At 41.4% G+C, this 16,713-nt stretch carries 20 protein-coding genes and 1 pseudogene; 15 read left to right on the forward strand and 6 right to left on the reverse strand.

What is annotated here, in order from left to right:
• Position 1: 1 nt before the first annotated feature.
• The 5 genes from K6V48_RS04535 to perR form a co-directional block, all read right to left on the reverse strand.
• Positions 2-508: a DUF2975 domain-containing protein gene (locus tag K6V48_RS04535; protein WP_222368214.1), complete on the reverse strand. Its 507-nt coding sequence runs from the start codon at positions 506-508 to the stop codon at positions 2-4.
• A gap of 1 nt (position 509) precedes the next feature.
• Complete coding sequence (locus tag K6V48_RS04540) at positions 510-725, reverse strand: helix-turn-helix domain-containing protein (protein ID WP_024397039.1); 216 nt, start codon at positions 723-725, stop codon at positions 510-512.
• A 1-nt stretch (position 726) separates the two neighbouring features.
• Positions 727-1,251: a hypothetical protein gene (locus K6V48_RS04545; RefSeq protein WP_160863715.1), complete on the reverse strand. Its 525-nt coding sequence runs from the start codon at positions 1,249-1,251 to the stop codon at positions 727-729.
• A gap of 134 nt (positions 1,252-1,385) precedes the next feature.
• Positions 1,386-3,257 (reverse strand): heavy metal translocating P-type ATPase, encoded by a 1,872-nt coding sequence (locus K6V48_RS04550; RefSeq protein WP_172006520.1) that lies wholly within the window; start codon positions 3,255-3,257, stop codon positions 1,386-1,388.
• Between the two features lie 207 nt (positions 3,258-3,464).
• On the reverse strand, positions 3,465-3,929 hold the full coding sequence (gene perR, locus K6V48_RS04555; RefSeq protein ID WP_024391081.1) for a peroxide-responsive transcriptional repressor PerR: 465 nt from the start codon (positions 3,927-3,929) through the stop codon (positions 3,465-3,467).
• Between the two features lie 325 nt (positions 3,930-4,254).
• Between perR and truA the strand changes: the two genes are divergently transcribed.
• From truA to K6V48_RS04605, 10 genes and pseudogenes are all read left to right on the forward strand, one after another.
• Entirely contained in the window at positions 4,255-5,004 is a 750-nt protein-coding gene (truA, locus tag K6V48_RS04560) for a tRNA pseudouridine(38-40) synthase TruA (RefSeq protein WP_024391080.1), read from the forward strand.
• Positions 4,994-5,755 carry a bifunctional hydroxymethylpyrimidine kinase/phosphomethylpyrimidine kinase gene (locus K6V48_RS04565; protein ID WP_172055219.1) on the forward strand — a complete coding sequence of 254 codons (762 nt, stop codon included), beginning with the start codon at positions 4,994-4,996 and terminating at the stop codon, positions 5,753-5,755. The genes truA and K6V48_RS04565 overlap by 11 nt, the downstream gene beginning before the upstream one ends.
• On the forward strand, positions 5,745-6,224 hold the full coding sequence (locus K6V48_RS04570; RefSeq protein WP_222368217.1) for an ECF transporter S component: 480 nt from the start codon (positions 5,745-5,747) through the stop codon (positions 6,222-6,224). The genes K6V48_RS04565 and K6V48_RS04570 overlap by 11 nt, the downstream gene beginning before the upstream one ends.
• Positions 6,211-6,774 (forward strand): TIGR01440 family protein, encoded by a 564-nt coding sequence (locus K6V48_RS04575; protein ID WP_222368220.1) that lies wholly within the window; start codon positions 6,211-6,213, stop codon positions 6,772-6,774. The genes K6V48_RS04570 and K6V48_RS04575 overlap by 14 nt, the downstream gene beginning before the upstream one ends.
• A gap of 105 nt (positions 6,775-6,879) precedes the next feature.
• Entirely contained in the window at positions 6,880-7,311 is a 432-nt protein-coding gene (locus K6V48_RS04580; protein ID WP_172016898.1) for an Rrf2 family transcriptional regulator, read from the forward strand.
• A gap of 74 nt (positions 7,312-7,385) precedes the next feature.
• The gene (locus K6V48_RS04585; protein WP_172016900.1) at positions 7,386-8,387 is read left to right on the forward strand and encodes an NADP-dependent oxidoreductase; all 1,002 of its coding nucleotides are present in this window, start codon (positions 7,386-7,388) and stop codon (positions 8,385-8,387) included.
• 25 nt (positions 8,388-8,412) lie between these two features.
• Entirely contained in the window at positions 8,413-9,258 is an 846-nt protein-coding gene (locus tag K6V48_RS04590; RefSeq protein ID WP_222368223.1) for an alpha/beta fold hydrolase, read from the forward strand.
• Positions 9,251-9,388 (forward strand): annotated as a pseudogene (locus tag K6V48_RS04595) (SDR family NAD(P)-dependent oxidoreductase); the annotation flags it as partial. The gene K6V48_RS04590 and the pseudogene K6V48_RS04595, both read left to right, overlap by 8 nt.
• Positions 9,389-9,526: 138 nt before the next feature.
• Complete coding sequence (locus K6V48_RS04600) at positions 9,527-10,156, forward strand: NAD(P)-dependent oxidoreductase (RefSeq protein WP_024382289.1); 630 nt, start codon at positions 9,527-9,529, stop codon at positions 10,154-10,156.
• 9 nt (positions 10,157-10,165) lie between these two features.
• A complete protein-coding gene (locus K6V48_RS04605) occupies positions 10,166-10,615 on the forward strand; it encodes an Rrf2 family transcriptional regulator (protein WP_029187645.1) in 450 nt (149 codons plus the stop codon).
• 111 nt (positions 10,616-10,726) lie between these two features.
• On the opposite strand, the gene K6V48_RS04610 is transcribed toward K6V48_RS04605, so the two are convergent.
• On the reverse strand, positions 10,727-11,236 hold the full coding sequence (locus K6V48_RS04610) for a TetR/AcrR family transcriptional regulator (RefSeq protein ID WP_172016904.1): 510 nt from the start codon (positions 11,234-11,236) through the stop codon (positions 10,727-10,729).
• Between the two features lie 141 nt (positions 11,237-11,377).
• Here K6V48_RS04610 and K6V48_RS04615 point away from each other — a divergent pair, with 141 nt between their 5' ends.
• The 5 genes from K6V48_RS04615 to K6V48_RS04635 all read left to right on the forward strand — a co-directional run bounded on the left by K6V48_RS04615 (position 11,378) and on the right by K6V48_RS04635 (position 16,695).
• Entirely contained in the window at positions 11,378-12,496 is a 1,119-nt protein-coding gene (locus tag K6V48_RS04615) for a pectinacetylesterase family protein (RefSeq protein WP_222368226.1), read from the forward strand.
• An 8-nt stretch (positions 12,497-12,504) separates the two neighbouring features.
• Complete coding sequence (locus tag K6V48_RS04620; RefSeq protein ID WP_222368228.1) at positions 12,505-13,524, forward strand: alpha/beta hydrolase; 1,020 nt, start codon at positions 12,505-12,507, stop codon at positions 13,522-13,524.
• Between the two features lies 1 nt (position 13,525).
• Positions 13,526-14,125, forward strand: a complete 600-nt coding sequence (locus K6V48_RS04625) for a DUF1349 domain-containing protein (protein ID WP_222368230.1) — start codon at positions 13,526-13,528, stop codon at positions 14,123-14,125.
• Positions 14,126-14,240: 115 nt separating this feature from the next.
• The gene (gene tig / locus K6V48_RS04630) at positions 14,241-15,524 is read left to right on the forward strand and encodes a trigger factor (RefSeq protein ID WP_222368232.1); all 1,284 of its coding nucleotides are present in this window, start codon (positions 14,241-14,243) and stop codon (positions 15,522-15,524) included.
• Between the two features lie 250 nt (positions 15,525-15,774).
• Positions 15,775-16,695, forward strand: a complete 921-nt coding sequence (locus K6V48_RS04635) for a metal ABC transporter solute-binding protein, Zn/Mn family (protein ID WP_222368234.1) — start codon at positions 15,775-15,777, stop codon at positions 16,693-16,695.
• The last annotated feature ends 18 nt before the right edge of the window (positions 16,696-16,713 follow it).

Raw genomic sequence — 16,713 nt, forward strand, 5'->3', positions numbered from 1 at the left:
TTTATATAATTTCATCATTTTCAGCTTGTAAAAGCACACCTTTTTCCAACACTATCTTTGCTAGTAGTGCAATAATAATCAGCACACCATTTATGAAGTAGTCACTAAGTGAAAAATCATATAGATCACTTACATTCTTTAAATCTAGGTAAGATAGGAAAAAAGCACTTGCAAATTGTATGCTCGTCCATACGATTAAGGTTCCTAAAATTATCTTTGTATAGACCACATTTTCAGTTGAGAAAATAGTTCCTGTTTGAAAGTTGATGAGCAATTTTTTGAGTATGGTGGCCATGTAGATAAAGCAGGCTACCAATAGGATACTTATGATTAGAATAATAACAATGATAGGCAAGGGGACATCTAATTGTAGACTATTTTGAATAGGTTTCCCGCCTATAAGTAGAATAAGAAGTGCCAACATTATCAGTCCCGTTAAGGCAATCATTCCATAACGAATAAACGTTAGCAACTGTATGACGATGTTGAAAAATATCTTTTTGTTCATGCTATTCCCCCTCATTCACATATTCCAAAATATCTCCTGGTTGGCAATCTAGGATGCGGCAGATGCTCATCAAGGTATTAAAACGAATACCTTTTGCCTTGCCTGTCTTGAGAATGGACAGGTTGGCTTCGGTGATGCCGACTTGCTCTGCTAGGTCCTTGGAAGTCATTTGCCGATCTTTGAGGACCTTGTCTAAGTTTACGCGAATCATTTCCATATCAGATAAACTCACTGTTCTCGGTTTCAAGTTGTTGCCCCTTTTGTACTAAGGTCCAGACAAAATATGTCAGGAAGATAAAGAGGGCATTGAGGATGAAATCTGACCAACGCAGATTGAGGAAGTTGTTTGCTCCAGCAGCATTTGTCAAGGCGATCAAGCTGGTTAGGCAAAATTGCCCAGCAGTCAGGACGAGCAAACTGATGAAGAGTTTCTGATAAAGTTCCAGACTAGCTGAAGCGAAATAATCTTCTTCCAGAAATAACTTGCATAGCTTTTGAATCAGGTAGGCAATATGACTGAGTGCTACTAAGACAACTAGAATCAATCCAGTCGTTAAAAGAATGAGCCAAACACTAATCTGGTCAATGGGTTTGTTAAAGGTGTATTCCCAAGAGCCTATCACAAATGAGTCGCCTCCAAGACCAGCCAATGTAAAGATGGTATAAAGAGCAATCGTGAAATAGAAGAAATAGCGAACACAACCAGCTAATAGTCCAGCTGTTTTGAGTAGATTGGTTTTCATAGCAAACCTCCAATTATTATTGTTTTATGATAATATCATCTTCAAAATTATTATAAAACAATAATTTTTGGAATGCAAGCGTTTTTTTAAAAAAAGAATAATAAGAAAACCGCCAACTACCTGGCGGTTTGAAGCTATTTAAAATACAGGAGTCTCAGTCCATTCAAGATCACAAGAATTGTGGAGCCTTCATGACCAACTACTCCGAGTGGGAGATTAATTGATTGGAAGAGGTTAGAGATGATGAGAACTACGATGACTGAGAGGGCAAAAATGATATTTTGTTTGATAATTCCACGCATTTTTTTAGATAGGCGGACAGAATACGGAATCCGAGTCAAGTCTTCCATGAGTACGATATCCGCTGATTCCATCGCAATATCTGTACCGCTTCCCATAGCGTAGCTGACATTAGCTTGAGCAAGAGCTGGGGCATCATTAATCCCATCTCCAACCATACCAACGGAAGCAAACTCTTTTTGCAACTCTTGGATGATTGAAGCCTTATCGGTTGGGAGACAATTGGCAATGACGCGTTCGATACCGACTTGACTAGCTACATATCGGGCTGTCTTTTCTTGGTCCCCAGTTAGGAGTATAGGCGTTACTCCCATGTCCTTCAATTGACTTATCAGGGTTTTAGTCTCTGGTTTTATACGATCCTCAATGAAAAAGATAGCCATTAGTTGATCGTTTTGGCTGACATAGACCAAGGTTTTACCCGTGCCTTCTGCTTGATCAATGTGTGCAATCAAGTCAGTAGAAAGTGGGCTGACCAGTGTTTCTACCACAAAGCCAGATTTACCGATTTTCCAGCGATTTCCCTCGTACTCGGCTTCCAAACCTTTACCAGTTAGGTCTATAAGGTTTTGGAGGACAATAGCAGAGCTGTCAACGGTATAATTCTGAAGAGCTTGAGCGATAGGATGGCTAGATTGTTTTTCAACTGCTTGAACAATTTCATTGATTAGCTTTTCATCGCCAAGATAGGTTGCCCCGACAACTTCTGGTTTCCCAATGGTTAATGTACCTGTTTTATCGAAAACAATGGCTTCTAAATTGGCGATGTTATCCGCAATATCACCGCCTTTGATAATCATACCCTTGCGTGCCGCACGGCTGATGGCAGAAAGTGTCGCTGGTGAAGAGCTAGCGACCAGTGCACATGGGGATGCAATGGTTAACAGAATCATACCACGATAGAAGGAATTCAACCAATCCCATCCTAATGCAAAGTGTACAAAGAGAATAAAAATGGGAACTGCTACAAGTACAACTTTGACATAGGTATCTTCCATATTTTCAATGAAGGTAGCCGTTTTAGACTTTGATTCCTGTGCATTTTCAACCATCTGAACAATTTTGTCAAACAAAGCATCACCTTTTTCAGCTGTTACTTGAATGGTTACAGTTGGACCCTGATTAATGGTTCCGCCGATAACTGTGGCGCCCATCAATTTTTCAGCAGGCAAAGGCTCACCAGTGATCATTGACTCATCAAAAATAGATTGACCGCTCATCAACCGTCCGTCCAAGGGAACAGTGTCCCCTTTACGAACCTGTAAGAAATCTCCGATGTGAATATCTGCTGTTTCTAAAACTGTAATGTCCCCATTTTCTTCGATTTTACGAGCTGTGGGTGGTGTCATGTTCATCAGTGAAGCGATGGCATTTCTACTTTTTTCCATCGCCAATTCTTCCAAAGTATTTGAAAGAGAGAAGATAAAGATGAGAAGGGCCCCCTCCATCCAGTAACCAATAATACCAGATCCGATAGCAGCTAAAATCATCAGAACATCAACTGATAAATGTTTATCAAAAATGAGTTCGGAAAGACCATCTTTGGCGGACTGATACCCACCAATTAGAAAAGCTAGAATGAATGCTGGTGCAGCAAATGGTTCTAGACCAATATGAAGTAACAAGACACCAATCAAAATAAAGAGTAGGCAAAGACTGGTCGTTAGAATATGTATATTGTTTTTAAAAAGGGTTACTAGTTTCATAATCGTAGTTCCTTAATTAGAATAATTATTATTTATAATTTAATTATAACAGTTATAATTAAATTGTCAAGATTAATTATAACAATTCTAAATAACAAAATTTTGACAATTCTAAGATTTTTGGCAAAGATGATTGGTGAAAACAAAAAGACAAACATCATTACAATGCTTGTCTGAATGAGAAGTGCGATTCGGTCACTTCACTATTTATTTTTTAAGCTGTTGGCATTCTGGACAAATTCCGTAAATAGATAAGACTTCTTTAGTTATTTTATAGCCAGTTTGCTCATGTGCTTCTTTCTTGAGGCTAGGAATTTCCACATCCATAAAGTCCGTGATTTTTCCACATTTTTCACAAATAACATTGAGGTGTTCGTGTCCCATGAAATCATAGTAGGTAGTAGTGTCATTCGCACGTTTCAGCTCAGTAACAAAACCTTCTTCTAACAAAACCTTGAGGTTATTGTATACTGTCGCTAAGCTCATATTCGGATAGTTAGGTAAAAGATCCGAATAAATCATCTCCGCACTAGGATGATCGTCGCTTTCAATGATATAGGCAACAACAGCTTTCCTGGTTTCGGTTATCCGAATTCTTTTTTCTTTCAGATGTTGAATAACATGTTCAAAGGCGGTCTGGTGTTCTGCATTAAGATGAGAATGTAATTCCATTCGTACCTCCTCCTCTTTTTAAGAATAATTCTAATCAAGTGCAATTTCATTATAATCCTTTTTACAAGAGGTGTCAACGATGGACTCGGTTGTGGACGAAGTGAGCACCTAATTTATTGTAATGCGGGGTTCTTGAAGTGTTATGATTTGTTGTTCAACAGAGGTACCTAGGTATCAGGAAAAATTGATGAACAGTATGTCATTCTTTTGACTTCATTATTATGCGTATTTTAGAAAAGTCAAAATAGATGGGATTAAATCTGTGATAGGACAGTTGAGTTTTTTCTGTATTGTTCATCCTATACACCTATGCTACAATCAGAACATGACAAGATATAAAGCAATTATTTCCTACGATGGGCATGATTTTTCTGGTTTTCAACGTCAGCCTCATGCTCGGACAGTTCAGGAAGAAATCGAGAAAACCTTGAAACGGTTGAACAGTGGGCACTCAGTAACAGTGCATGGTGCAGGTCGGACAGATGCAGGTGTGCATGCTTATGGCCAGGTCATACATTTTGACTTGCTGGGTGCTCGAGATGAGGAAAGGCTTCGTTTTGCCCTAGATACGCAAACTCCGGAGGATATCGATGTGGTCAAGGTGGAGCAGGTAGCGGATGATTTTCATTGTCGTTATGCCAAACATAGTAAAACTTATGAATTTCTAGTGGATATCGGTCGACCTAAAAATCCCATGATGCGGCATTATGCTACCTTTTATCCTTATGATCTGGACCTTTCTTTGATCAGAGAAGCCATCAAAGACTTAGAGGGGACACATGATTTCACTGGTTTTACAGCTTCTGGGACTTCAGTGGAAAATAAGGTGCGAACCATCACGTCTGCAACACTAGAATATGACCAGCGACGACAATTTTTGATTTTTACTTTTTCGGGCAATGGCTTTTTATATAAGCAGGTTCGAAATATGGTAGGCACCCTCCTAAAAATTGGGAATGGTCGTATGCCTGTTCACCAAATCAAGAGAATCTTGGAAGAAAAAAATCGCGATTTGGCTGGACCTACCGCTGCTGGTAATGGCTTGTATTTAAAGGAGATTATTTATGAAGACTAATTATATTTTGGCACTTTCGGGTAATGATATTTTTAGCGGTGGGGGACTCCATGCAGATTTAACAACCTATACTGTTCATAAATTGCATGGCTTTGTTGCAGTCACTTGCTTGACTGCGATGACAGAAAAAGGATTTGAAGTATTTCCGACAGATTCGACTATTTTTGCTCATCAGCTTGCTAGCTTGAAGAACGTTCCGTTCTCAGCAATTAAGATTGGACTTCTTCCAAATGTTGAAATTGCAGAGCAGGCTTTGGAAGTCATTCAGGCCCACCAAGATATTCCTGTGGTGCTAGACCCTGTTTTGGTCTGCAAGGAAACGCATGATACAGAGGTTAGCCAATTACGTGACGAACTCTTGAAATTTTTCCCATATGTGACTATTATCACTCCAAACTTGGCAGAAGCTCAGCTATTGATCCAAAGAGACATTAAAACTGTCGAAGAGATGAAGCAAGCGGCGCGTGATTTGTACGAGTTAGGGGCTAAACATGTGGTGATTAAGGGTGGTAATCGTTTAGATAAAGATAAGGCGATTGATGTTTATTATGATGGGCAAACGATTGAGGTGTTGGAATCACCAATTTTGACCAGTAATAATGTCGGTGCGGGCTGTACCTTTGCTTCAAGCATTGCCAGTCAACTGTTACTTGGCAAGGCTCCTTTAGAGGCTGTTCGGTTATCGAAAGAGTTTGTCTTCCGGGCAATCGAGACGTCTGATGATTATGGAGTAGTTCAATATGAGAAATAAGAAAACACAGGATGTCGTTTTGTTAGCGATTTTGACGGCGCTTAGCCTGGTTTTGGCCTTTATTCATGTGCCAACTCTAAATGGCTTTACGTCTTTGCTAGATGTAGGTATTTTCTTTACAGCCTTTTACTTGGGCAAGAAAGAAGGAGCAATTGTTGGTGGATTGTCAGGTCTCTTGATCGATTTTCTGTTGGGCTATCCCCAGTGGGCTTTCTTTAGTCTAGTTTTTCACGGTGCACAAGGTTACTTTGCTGGTTGGACAGGCAAGAAACGGATTTTCGGTCTAGTCTTGGCGTCACTCTCTATGGTTGGGGGCTACTACCTGGCATCTCGGATTTATTTTAATGACCTCAAAGCCATTGAAAGTGTTTTTGGCAATAGCATGCAAAACTTTGTCGGGATGGGCTTAGGGTTTGCAGTGGTTAAATTAGTTGAGAAAAGCGGTGCTATTAACTATGTCACTCGATAAAATCAAAGTTCAAACCCAGCAAGTTGTGCAAGAAGTCTTAGAACTCAGCAATCTTCAAAAGGGTCAGATATTTGTCCTAGGTTTGTCTTCTAGTGAGGTCATCGGTGGGCATATCGGCAAAAACTCCAGCCTGGAGGTCGGTGAGGTGATTGTTGAAACGATTTTGGACATCTTGGAGCCAAAGGGTATTTATTTAGCAGTCCAAGGTTGTGAACACCTCAATCGTGCCTTGGTTGTAGAAAGAGAATTGGCGCTTCAGAAAGACTTGGAAATAGTCAATGTCTTGCCTAGTCTTCATGCAGGTGGTTCTGGACAGCTGGCGGCTTTCAAGTATATGAAAGACCCAGTCGAAGTGGAATTTATCACTGCTCAGGCTGGCGTGGATATCGGTGATACGGCTATCGGCATGCATATCAAACATGTGCAGGTTCCAGTTAGACCAAGCCTTCGTGAAATTGGCCAGGCCCACGTTACGGCACTTGCTAGCCGACCAAAATTGATTGGTGGAGCCCGTGCGGCTTATCAGGAAGATCAGATACGGAAAAATTAGTCACAGCCAGAAGGTTGTGATTTTTTTGAGCGAAATCCTTGCCAAGAAGTCTGGCTTGTGATAAACTTGTTCCTGTAAATGATACAAGAACAGAGAGGAGACTAGATGGATACAAAGTTTTCAGTAGCCCTTCATATATTGACCATGATCAGTGAGAGTAAGGAAATACTTAGCTCGCAGGCCTTAGCTGAGAGCGTTGGCACCAATGCCAGCTACATCCGCAAGGTGATTGCACTCTTGAAAAATGCAGGCTTAATCACTTCGCACCAAGGACGATCAGGCTACCAGTTAAGCAAATCACCAAAAGAGATGACCTTATTGGAAATCTACTTTGCCACGCAGGAAGTAGAACATATCAATCTCTTCCAAATTCATCAAAATTCTAACCAGGCATGTCCAGTTGGTAAGCATATTGAGAGTGCCATGTCCCCAATTTTTTCTAATCTTGAAGAACAACTTGAAAAAAAACTAGGCCAGGAAACTTTGGATCATGTCATTACCAATCTCTATCAATCAGCCAATCAAGAACGAATCTGACCAAGTGTCAGATTTTCTAAAAACAACAATTATACTTGTATCAGATACAAGTTGTAAAATAAAAGGAGTAAACCATGAAAGTAGCACAACACACATCTTATAACAAAAACAACATCACCCTTAACCTTACAGAAATTGCTAAGCCACAAATCAAGCCTAACCAAGTCCTTGTCAAAGTGACCGCAGCAGGCGTTAATCCATTGGACAACATGATTTCACGCGGAGATGTGAAATTGATTGTCCCTTACAAATTGCCTCAAACAGCTGGAAATGAAGTAGTCGGCTTGGTTGAAGAAGTCGGTACAACTGTAACCAACTTTGCAGCAGGTGACCGTGTCTTCGGTCGTCTTCCGCTTGATAGTATCGGTGCTTTTGCTGAGTATGTAGCGGTTGACGCTCAGGCTCTTGCTAAGGTTCCTGCCTACTTGACAGATGAAGAAGCAGCTGCCGTTCCTCTGACAGCCCTGACCATCATGCAGGCCCTTGACCTTATGGGGGCACAATCTGGCAAGATCATCTTCATCTCAGGCGGAACTGGTGGTGTCGGCGGTATGGCTATTCCGATTGCCAAAGCCAAGGGCTTGACCGTTATCACAAATGGTGATGGGGCAAGTGCAGAGCGGGTGTTGTCATTGGGTGCAGACCGTTTTATCAATTACAAGACAGAAGATTACACCAAAACACTTAGCAATGTTGACTATGTCTTGGATACACTTGGTGGTGCAGAAACAGAGAAACAAATGACGATTATGAAAAAAGATGGACAGCTGGTTTCCCTTCGTGCTATGCCAAATGGTGAATTTGCCAAACGCATGAATTTGCCAAAATGGAAACAAATCTTGTTTGGCCTAGCTGGTTGTTCATTTGACAAAATGGCGAAGAAATACGGTGTTCACTACCATTTCATTTTCGTAGAGAGCAATGGTCGCCAGCTGCAAGAAGTAGCAGACATTTTCAGCAAGCTCGAAATTAAACCGTCTATCGATACCGTGTATCCATTTGAAGAAGTCAACGCAGCACTTGATAAGGTTGCCAACGGTCGTTCACGCGGAAAAACAGTCCTCAGTTTCAACTAAAAGATAAAATATACAGGGAAACATCATGTCATATATTACAACTAAAAACCAATACATCACCGTTTCAAACAATAAAATTGCCTACCGTGAGCTCAGCAAGGGCAAGTCGGCCCTTCCTTTGGTCATGCTAGTTCACCTAGCGGCGACCTTGGACAATTGGGATCCCAAATTGCTGGATTTGCTGGCTGAACAGCACCATGTGATTGTCCTAGACCTTCCTGGCGTAGGAGCTAGTCAAGGCAAGGTGGCTCCAACTATTCCAGGAATGGCTGAGCAGGCTGTTTCTATTATCAAGGCTTTGGGTCATGAGAAAATCAATTTGCTAGGTCTGTCTATGGGTGGCTTTATTGCTCAAGAAATCGTTCGTCTGGATAGTCAATTGGTCAACCGCTTGATTTTAGCAGGCACAGGTCCTCGTGGTGGTTTTGAAGTTGATAAGGTGACTGGAAAAACCTTCCGCTATATGCTGAAGGCTGGTTTGGAGCGTGTTGACCCGAAACGCTACATCTTCTACAATCATGATGAGGCAGGTCGTCTCGAGGCAGAAAAAGTCTTGGGTCGTATGGAGCAAAGAAGTGCTGCTCATGCAGACAAGGACATGAATATTCCAGGATTTTTGACCCAGCTGAAAGCTATTAAACGCTGGGGAAGAGAGCCGCAAGATGATATGACCTTTATCACCCAACCAACTCTGATCGTCAACGGTGATAAGGATATGCAGGTTCCAACAGAAAATTCTTATACCATGCATAAGAAAATCAAAAATAGCCAACTGATCATCTATCCAAATGCAGGACATGGCTCGATTTTCCAAAATGCAGAAGAGTTTTCGAAAGCCTTACTTTCCTTTTTGGAGGAAAGCAATGCCTAAAACTATTTTAATCACAGGATCGACGGACGGGATCGGCAAACACCTAGCCATGAAACTAGCTAGTGAAGGTTATGAAGTGTTCTTGTACGGGCGAAATAGCGAAAAGCTTCGTGTAGCCCTCAGTGATATTCTAAGATAAATGAACCTGCCAACAATTTCAAAAAAGTTGTAACAAAACTATTGACAACTATCAGGGGTTAGGATATGCTAGTGCACATAAAGTTGTAACAAAACATTTTACAACAAAAACATTTCGGAGGAAAAGAAAATGAAAATAGCAGTAGTAGCAGCAAATGGTAAAGCAGGTAGCTTGATTGTAAAAGAAGCGGTAGCACGTGGTTTTGAAGTAACGGCTATCGTTCGTGGTGAAAATAAGACAGTCGCACAGCAGGTTCTTCAAAAGGATGTTTTTGACCTGACAGCCGATGATGTGATTGGTTTTGATGCGGTAGTGGATGCAGTAGGTGCCTGGACAGCAGACACTGTGCATATGGTTCCTGATGCAGCTAAACATTTGGCAGCTATCCTAAAAGATTCACAAACACGCTTACTTGTGGTGGGTGGAGCAGCAAGCCTCTATGTTAATCCAGAACATACCTTGACTGTGGCAGATGTGACAGAGTTTCCAGCGGAAGTATTGCCTGTGCTAAATGCTCACAAGGAAGCACTTGAGGCCCTTCGTCAAGTAGATGATGTCAACTGGACTTATGTAAGCCCGGCAGGTGATTTCCAAGCAGACGGCGAACGGACAGGTCGCTATATTCTTGGCGGTGAAGAGTTGGTCTTGAACAGCAAGGGAGAAAGTGTTATTTCCTATGCAGATTATGCTATTGGTATGATTGACGAGATTGCATCAGGCGATCATCTCAAAGCACGTATCAGCCTTGTCAGCGAGTAAAAGGTTTTTATGCAGATTTCAAATAAATTTACCATTGCCATTCACGCCTTGGCCTTTATCCATCTCTTTCAAGACCAGCAACGTGTTACCAGTAAGGTTTTGGCAAACAGCATTCAAGCCAATCCTGTTATCATTCGCTCGGTTCTATCTGGTTTGAAGGATGCGGGAATTGTAGATGCCAAGCAGGGCAGCGGCGGTTTTCGTTTAGCAAAGCCACTTGATGACATTAGCCTTTATGACATCTTTGTTACGGTTGACAATATTGATAAGAAAGGCTTGTTCAACTTTCATGAAAATCCCCATCCCGACTGTATCGTGGGGGGGAATATCCATGCTGCTGTGGACGACAAACTAGTCCAGGTCCAGACAGCTATGGAGAAAGAATTGAAAACCATGTACATGTCTGATGTTCTGGTTGACCTAGAAAAAGCCATTGAAGAAAAAGTGAAAAGGACTTAAATTGTCATCTTTTCACAATGCCACTATATACAAAAAAGACTTAGAGTGACTAAAAACAGTTGTCTAAGTCTTTTTTTGCTTGGTCTGGTTAGGAATGCTGACAAGCTTGCTCTATTGCTCTCCCATCAACTGCATGATGTCATCAGGGCTTTCCTTACAGCCTCTAGCAACCCAGGTTTTGAGTACTCGGAAAAATCCTCCAACAATGAATTGCAGGTGAAAATCATCAGTCAAGTCCCCCAGTCTATCTTTGAAATAGCTATCCAAGACATCCTCGAGCAAGTAGTCTAAATGGTTGACTGTCAACAATCGAATCTTATCCTGTTGCTCATACCAAAAGTCAAAAAATTGCCGTAAAGCCAGTAAGAGATGAGCATCTGACCAATCCGATAAGTCAATCTGCCGTTCTGACAACCAGGCTTGTAACCCCATGTTAAATGACCGTTCGAGAACCTCTTCCTTATTTGAAAAGTTCCTATAGAAAGTCACCCGACCGATGCCAGCTCGCTCCACCAACTCTGACACACTAATCTTTTCAAAAGATTTGTCTTCCAGCAACTCCCACAGAGCCTCCACGACACTCTCCACAAATAATGACTCTTTCCGCTTCACTCTTTCCATGCGAAACACTTCCTTTCCTTTGTTTCCTTTTGGGCAAATAGCAGAGCTGGGACTAGTTTTCCCACTGTTCATTTGCTATACTAATAAAAAACGAAACACTTGTTTCTAAAAATATACCATAAAGGACAGAAAAAAGAAAGTATGAAAAAAGTTTGGAAAATAGTAGCGGCTGTAACAGTTGTTCTAGCCTTGCTTGGTTTTATTGCCTACAAAAAGACATTTGGCTGGTCAGCTCCTGAGCTTGTTGACCAGACCCCACAAGTGAATGAATGGTACCGCCTCAGTCCCGAAGGGGTTGTAGATTCTCAGGGCAATCAGGCACATGGCCTGCTTCGTATCGGTAAAGAGAAGGATAAGGTGATGGTCTATTTCTTCGGTGGTGGTGTGAGTATCAATGAAGAGACTGCTAGTGGTGGCACACGTTATTTTGCGACCACAACTGGCCATCAAGATTATGTCGCAACTTGGGGAATTGGAAGTCCGCAGGAAGACAATCCATTTAAGGACTGGACTATGATTGTGCTTCCGTATGGGACAGGAGATTTTCATGCAGGGACCCAAAACTTTTCTTATATAGATGATAACGGAAAAGAGCAAGTAGTCCATCACCAAGGTTATTCCAATCTGATGAGCATTTTAGCAGCTGCCAAGTCTCACATAGGTAATCCAGATACGCTTCTGGTAACTGGATTTTCAGCTGGCGGGTTTGCAACGTCATTGCTTGCGGACGAAGTGATTTCACAATTTCCAACTGCAGAGAATATCACGGTTGCAGTTGACAGTGCCTTTTTGAGACATGATAATTGGAAAAGCATAGCAGAAAATGTCTGGAAGACACCGACTACCATTAGTGACCGTCTGCATTCAGACAATATTGTTCTAGATAGCTTAGTAGCCCTCCATGAGAAACGCGGAGATAGCGTTAAGATTTTATTTGACATTTCCTATCGAGATGGAATTCTTCAGCAATATCAGGCCTATATTGACAAAGGGAAACTAGCAGATGCAACAGAAGAGAGCAGTGAGCACTTTCAAAAAGAACTTAAAAAAATGATTCAAGAACTGCAATCTAAGATTGATGGCGTGGGTATTTTTGTCTGTAATTATGGGCAAGATGAAAAAACTACCGCTACTCAGCACACCACCATTAACTTCTCAACATTCTTTACCCCTATGTCTAAAGACAAGAGTGTGGCAGAATGGCTGGATGATGCGGTTAACGGAGAGGTAAAGAGTTACGGGTTAGAACTATTAGATTAGGAGAACGCATGAAAAAAATTAAAAAAATCATCTTATGGATCCTTGGGATTGTAGCTAGTCTCGGTATCATTGCTTATGTGTCTGTTACAAATCATCCGCAGTTGGTAGTCGGTGTCATTCAATCGTTTATGTACAAGGAGAGTTCACCGAACTCTTACAGTCCCCTATATGACCCCATTGACGGCTTGAAAGAAAATGGTCAGTATTTGAAAAGTGAGATTGCCTATAGCAAGGACTACCCTAACAGCTTTTTAGATATTACTTATCCAGACCAAAATCTTGAAGCTGACCGTCCAACCCTCTTCTATTTCCACGGTGGTGGATTCTTTGGAGGGAGTAAAAATATGGGGGACACTCTGGCTGCCAGCCAAGCCACCTATCTCATTGACGATATCGTGTCAAAAGGATATAATGTTGTCAATGTTGACTATGCGCTTGTGCCAGATCACCATTTCCCAACGCCTGTGATTCAGATGAATCAGGCTATCGCCTATATAAAGGAACACGCTGAAGAATACCATTTGAACATGGACAATGTCGTCTTAATGGGCTCATCAGCAGGTGCCATCATGGTAGCACAATACGGTAGCCTCTTAGCCAATCAGGAGTATGCTCAGCAATTGAATATTGAACCAAGTATTGCAAAAGAACATGTCAAGGCTCTTGTCATTGACGATGCTCCTTTAGATTATGCCAAATTTAGCTTAGGTACGAAGATGTTGGTTGGAAATTATGTTTCAGAAACCATTTATCTAAGTGAGGAAGAAATCAATGCCTATAACCCGATTTCCCATGTGAACAAGGACTACCCAGCTAGTTTCCTTCTGGGAAGCGAGTATCGGACAGATATGGTGTCGCTTAATAAGGCCTTGAAGCAAGCGGGAGTTGAACATGAATTGGTCGATCCTTTGGCAGAAGAAGGGCTTGAAAAGCCTCATGGTTTTGTGGCGAATTTACGAACAGACCCTGTGTCTGCCAAAGCATTTGAGCGGATGATGACTTTTATTGACGAACGAACCAAGGAGTAACATGAACACAAAGAACTTTTACTGGGTACGAGAGCCAGAAAACTACCAGATTTCAGATAAGGAAATCAGAATCACAACCCAAGCCCATACGGACTTGTGGCAGAAGACCTATTACCATTTTGTCAATGACAATGGTCCCTTGCTCCTGATGGATACGGAGGAAGAGTATTTCTCCTTTACTGTTAAGACAGATTTTTCCAATAGCCATACCCGCTTTGACCAGTGCGGTGTCGTGGTGTATCAGGACTCGGAAAACTGGATTAAGGGCTCGATTGAATATGAAAATGAAGACTTTCAGCACCTAGGTAGCGTCGTGACCAATTACGGTTTTTCGGACTGGGCAACTCAGGAAATCCCTGCTTCTGTCAAGTCTATCTATTACCGTTTGAGTCGAAGGGGTAGCGATTTCTGCATTGAAAACTCTAAAGACGGTATCCATTTTGAGCAGATGCGGATTTGCCACTTACATGAAGGTAATGGTAAAATCCATTTTGGTATCTATGCTTGCTCGCCAGAAGATTCTTCTTTTGAAGCGGTCTTTTCCGAACTGAGCTTGACTGACTGCAAGTGGCCGGCTCATGATGGTCAACAACCAGATTAGAAGATTAGCTTCCAGCTCTGCCAATTCCCCAAAACTCAATCATAAAATCGTTGAAATCCTTGTCAATTGTGTTATAATGAAGAGTATGCAATAAAATTTTAAGGAGAATGACAGAATGTCTGTATCATTTGAAGCAAAAGAAACAAACCGCGGTGTATTGACTTTCACAATCGGTCAAGATGCGATTAAACCAGAATTGGACCGCGTTTTCAACAAAGTTAAGAAAGATATCAATCTTCCAGGTTTCCGTAAAGGTCACTTGCCACGTGCCGTATTTAACCAAAAATTTGGTGAAGAAGCACTTTACCAAGATGTTGTGAATGCACTTTTACCTGCAGCTTATGAGGCAGCAGTTGCTGAAGCTGGTCTTGAAGTCGTTGCACAACCAAAAATTGATGTAGTGTCAATGGAAAAAGGCCAAGATTGGACTATTAATGCTGAAGTTGTGACAAAACCTGAAGTAAAATTGGGTGACTACAAAAACTTGACAGTTTCAGTAGAAGCAACTAAAGAAGTAACTGATGAAGAAGTAGATGCGAAAATCGAACGTGAACGCAATAACTTGGCAGAATTGGTCATCAAAGAAGGTGCTGCTGAAGAAGGTGACACTGTTGTCATCGACTTTGTTGGTTCTGTTGATGGAGTTGAATTTGACGGTGGTAAAGGTGAAAACTTCTCACTTGGACTTGGTTCAGGTCAATTCATCCCAGGCTTTGAAGCACAATTGGTAGGTCATGCAGCTGGTGAAGAAGTAAATGTTGAAGTTACTTTCCCAGAAGATTATCAAGCAGCTGACCTTGCAGGTAAACCAGCACTCTTCGTAACAAAAATCCACGAAGTAAAAGCAAAAGAAGTTCCAGCTTTGGATGACGAATTGGCAAAAGACATCGACGAAGAAGTGGATACACTTGATGAGTTGAAAGCGAAATACCGTAAAGAATTAGAAGCAGCAAAAGAAATTGCATTTGATGATGCAGTTGAATCAGCAGCTCTTGAATTGGCAGTTGAAAACGCTGAAATCGTTGAATTGCCAGAAGAAATGATTCACGAAGAAGTTCATCGCGCAATCAACGAATTCTTAGGTGGTTTGCAACAACAAGGTATCTCACCTGATATGTACTTCCAAATCACTGGTACAACTCAAGATGACTTGCATAAACAATACGAAGCCGATGCTGAAAAACGTACTAAGATAAACTTGGTTGTTGAAGCAGTAGCTCAAGCAGAAGGCTTTGAAGCAACTGAAGAAGAAATCAACAAAGAAATCGAAGACTTGGCAGCAACATACAACATGGAAGTGGAACAAGTTCGTAACTTGCTTTCATCAGAAATGCTTAAACACGATATCGCTGTGAAGAAAGCAGTAGAAGTGATCACAAGCACTGCAACTGTAAAATAATTGGTTATGATAAAACTCGACCTATGGTCGGGTTTTTTATTTGGGAAACTGTAGAGAGTTAGGAAATACCGTTTGCAAATAGGAATGAAATTGATCTCACTTGTCTCTATAAGAGATAGGAATACTGGGCTTGTTCGTTCTTGAGCAACAGTTTGATGTTGGATTGGTTGATGTAAATAAATCCAAACAAATACTTGACTGGTTAACTATCTTGTGGTATAGTTAACTGGTTAATAAAAAGGAGGAGATTATGATAAAGAAAATAATCCATTGCGGTATCTTAATGGTACTTGGTTTTTTTCTTGTTGCTTGTTCAGTGCAGAAGGAGTCAAGTCAGGTTCAGTCTGGATTGAAGGTTGTCACTTCATTTTACCCAATTTATTCACTGGTTAAGGAAGTGTCTGGTGAAAGGAATGATGTCCGAATGATTGGTTCAAGGCAGGGGATTCATTCTTATGAACCATCGGCAGCAGATATTAAGGCTATTTATGATGCCGATGTCTTTATTTATCACTCACGGATTCTGGAGTCGTGGGCGAATCGGTTGGAACCGAATTTACAAGGGTCATCCGTCAAAGTCTTAGAGGCCTCAACGACTCTACCCTTGATAAAGGTTCCAGGCTTGGATGATGTAGAAGCTGGTCAAGGGATTGATGAGGCGAGCCTATATGATCCACATACTTGGTTGGATCCCGTTTTGGTGGGTCAAGAAGCTGTTGCGATTGGGGAACTGCTAGCAGAAAGTGACCCTGAGTATGCAGTTTATTACCGAAAAAACGCTAAGGATCTAGAGAAAGAGGCTCAACGCTTAGCTGATAAATATGTTACTGTATTTTCTAAAGCAAGTTCAAAAACATTTGTAACCCAACATACGGCTTTCTCTTATACTGCACAACGTTTTGGATTGACTCAGTTGGGAATAGCCGGGGTTTCAGAGGAAGAACCGAGTCCAAGACAGCTGGCAGAAGTCAAAGAATTTGTGGATACCTACCACGTTAAAACGATTTTTACGGAAAAAGGTGTTTCAAATAAACTTGCTCAAGCGTTGGCCAGTTCGACTGGAGTGGATTTGAAAGTATTGGATCCTCTTGAAGCAGATCCTGGAAATAATGCGACGTATTTAGAAAATTTAGAGCAGGTCTTAGAAACTCTGGCTCAGGAGTTGAAATAAGAGATTTAAATAACCGAA

Source organism: Streptococcus suis, from assembly GCF_019794555.1.
Classification (GTDB): Bacteria; Bacillota; Bacilli; order Lactobacillales; family Streptococcaceae; genus Streptococcus; species Streptococcus suis_AB.